We start from the raw sequence: 2,568 nt of genomic DNA on the forward strand, positions 1-2,568 counted from the left end.
ATCAGGAACTGCGTCAAGGTCATTCGGTGTGGCTGGTTTTGATGTGGCATGGCAGGTCTCCTCTTTTTTATCTGTCTTTACTTGGCGTGCCCGGGCAGCGCTATGTCTGCGCCGCCTCGCGCAAATGCCGCAGGATGGCGCGATAGCCGCCGTCGACATCCGGCGCGCCGAACACCGCGCTGCCGGCGACGAAGGTATCCGCGCCCGCCCGGGCGATATCCGCAATGTTGTCGGGCTTCACGCCGCCGTCGATCTCGAGCCAGACCGGCTGACCGCCTGCATCCGTGTGCCGGTCGATGCGCGCGCGTACCTCCCGCAGCTTGGCGAGCGTGCCGGGAATGAACTTCTGACCGCCGAAGCCCGGGTTCACACTCATCAGCAGCACCATGTCGAGCTTGTCCAGCGTATGCGCCAGGTAGTCCAGCGGCGTGGCCGGATTGAACACCAGGCCCGCCTTGCAGCCATGCTCGCGAATCAATCCGAGGGTGCGGTCGACATGACGGCTAGCCTCCGGATGGAAGGTGATGATCGACGCGCCGGCCTTGGCGAACATCGGGATCAGCGCATCGACCGGCTCCACCATCAGGTGCACATCGATGGGGATGGACACATGCGGACGGATCGCCTCGCACACCAGCGGGCCGATGGTCAGGTTCGGCACATAGTGGTTGTCCATCACGTCGAAGTGCACGAGGTCGGCACCCGCCGCCTCGATCGCGCGCACTTCCTCGCCCAGCCTGGCGAAGTCTGCGGACAGGATCGACGGCGCCAGGCGAATCGCCGTGCTTTTCCCGCTTGCATGGTCATGGATATGCATATCACGCTGCCTCGAACAAGGTGCCGCGATGCCAGCGGCGCAGCGCGGCCAGGTCGGCCCAGCGGTGGTCCGCGCCCGGCAGGTGCTGCGGCATGGGTGCTTCCGGATCGCCCAGATGCGGGAGCACCAGCAGCGCACCGTCGAAGCGGTCCTGCGAGGTATAGGCAGTGGGTGTGATGACGGTGGGAATGCCCGCGGCCTGCGCGGCGCGCAAGCCATTCTCGGAATCCTCCACCGCCAGGCAGTCTGCCGAGTCCAGGCCGAGCCGGTCCAGCACGGCCAGGTAGACATCCGGCGCCGGCTTCTTCCCGGCGGTGGTGCCTGCGTCGCAGATGACGGCGAAGCGCTGGCGCCAGGCTACGCCCAACGGCGCGCGCAGCAGCGCATCGAGGTTGGCTGGCGTAGTGGTAGTGGCGATCGCGATAGGCATGCCGGACTGGCCGGCCTCCTCGATCAGCCGCGCAATGCCCGGGCGCAACGGCAGCGCGCCGCCGCTGACTCGCTCGGCATAGTGACGGGTCTTGATGGCATGCACCGCCTCGATGGTCTCGCGCACCTGGCTCCCGCGGGCCTCCTCGGGGTCCGCCATGCGCCAGTAATGCAGCAGCCGCTCCTTGCCGCCGGCCACTTTGAGCAGCCGCGTGTAGAGCGGCACGTCCCAGCACCAGTCGAGGCCGACTTCGGCAAACGCCGCATTGAAGGCCTGGAGATGCGCGGACTCGGTATCGGCAAGGGTACCGTCGACATCGAAGATCAGGGCTTGCATGGCTCACTCCTCATTGGTCTGCCGGGGCTGCCGGCGCGAACACGCGGCTGGCGAGCAGGTCGGGGGCGGTGATGGTGGTCAGCGCGAGGTCGTCCGCGACCACGCCGGGATCCTGCAGCAGGCGGGAGGCGTGCCGCAGCCGCGCGCGGTCGAGCGCGTTGCGCACGCTGCGGGCGTTGGCAAAATGCGGCTGCGCCATGCGGCGCGCAAGGTAGTCGGCAAAGACCGCGCGGCTTTGCTCATCGAAGCGATACTGCATCTCGCCAAGCATCAGGTCCGCAATCTGTCCCAGTTCGTCGACCTGGTAGTCGGGAAAGTCGATGTGGTGCGCGACGCGCGAGGACATGCCCGGATTGGATTCGAAGAACCGGTCCATGCGGTCCTTGTAGCCGGCCAGGATCACCACCAGGTCGTCACGGTTGTTCTCCATCACCTGCAGCAGGATCTCGATGGCTTCCTGGCCGTAATCGCGCTCGTTCTCGGGCCGGTAGAGGTAGTAGGCCTCGTCGATGAACAGCACACCGCCCATCGCCTTCTTCAGGATTTCCTTGGTCTTGGGCGCGGTGTGGCCAATGTACTGGCCGACAAGGTCATCGCGCGTGACCGCCACCAGGTGCCCCCGGCGCACGTAGCCGAGTTGATGGAGAATCTGCGCCATGCGCATGGCCACGGTGGTCTTTCCGGTACCGGGATTGCCGGTGAAGCACATATGCAGGCTGGGCGCGCCGGCGCTGAACCCGCGCGCCGCCCGCAGCTTGTCCACCAGCAGCAGCGCGGCGATATCGCGGATGCGCCCTTTCACTGGCGCCAGCCCGATCAGTTCGCGGTCAAGCTGTGCCAGCAAATCAGCGATTCCCGAACTGGCGAGCACTTCCGCCAGCGTGCCAGGCGGCTGCAGGTGCGAGGGTGATTCCGGCGCTGACATGGCGTCCTCCATGATTGTCGACGAGATGCTGCGGACTCAGTAGCGGCTACCTTCGGGGCG

3 protein-coding genes are annotated in these 2,568 nt (G+C 66.3%); all 3 read right to left on the reverse strand.

What is annotated here, in order from left to right; translation table 11 throughout:
* Positions 1–100 precede the first annotated feature (100 nt).
* The 3 genes from rpe to cbbX are packed head-to-tail and all read right to left on the reverse strand — an operon-like array spanning position 101 to position 2,508.
* Entirely contained in the window at positions 101–817 is a 717-nt protein-coding gene (gene rpe / locus CF70_RS29125) for a ribulose-phosphate 3-epimerase (RefSeq protein ID WP_035873563.1), read from the reverse strand.
* 1 nt (position 818) lies between these two features.
* The gene (locus CF70_RS29130) at positions 819–1,583 is read right to left on the reverse strand and encodes an HAD family hydrolase (protein ID WP_035873565.1); all 765 of its coding nucleotides are present in this window, start codon (positions 1,581–1,583) and stop codon (positions 819–821) included.
* Between the two features lie 10 nt (positions 1,584–1,593).
* The gene (gene cbbX / locus CF70_RS29135; RefSeq protein ID WP_035873601.1) at positions 1,594–2,508 is read right to left on the reverse strand and encodes a CbbX protein; all 915 of its coding nucleotides are present in this window, start codon (positions 2,506–2,508) and stop codon (positions 1,594–1,596) included.
* Between the last annotated feature and the right edge of the window lie 60 nt (positions 2,509–2,568).

It is taken from the genome of Cupriavidus sp. SK-3 (assembly GCF_000611145.1).
Classification (GTDB): Bacteria; Pseudomonadota; Gammaproteobacteria; order Burkholderiales; family Burkholderiaceae; genus Cupriavidus.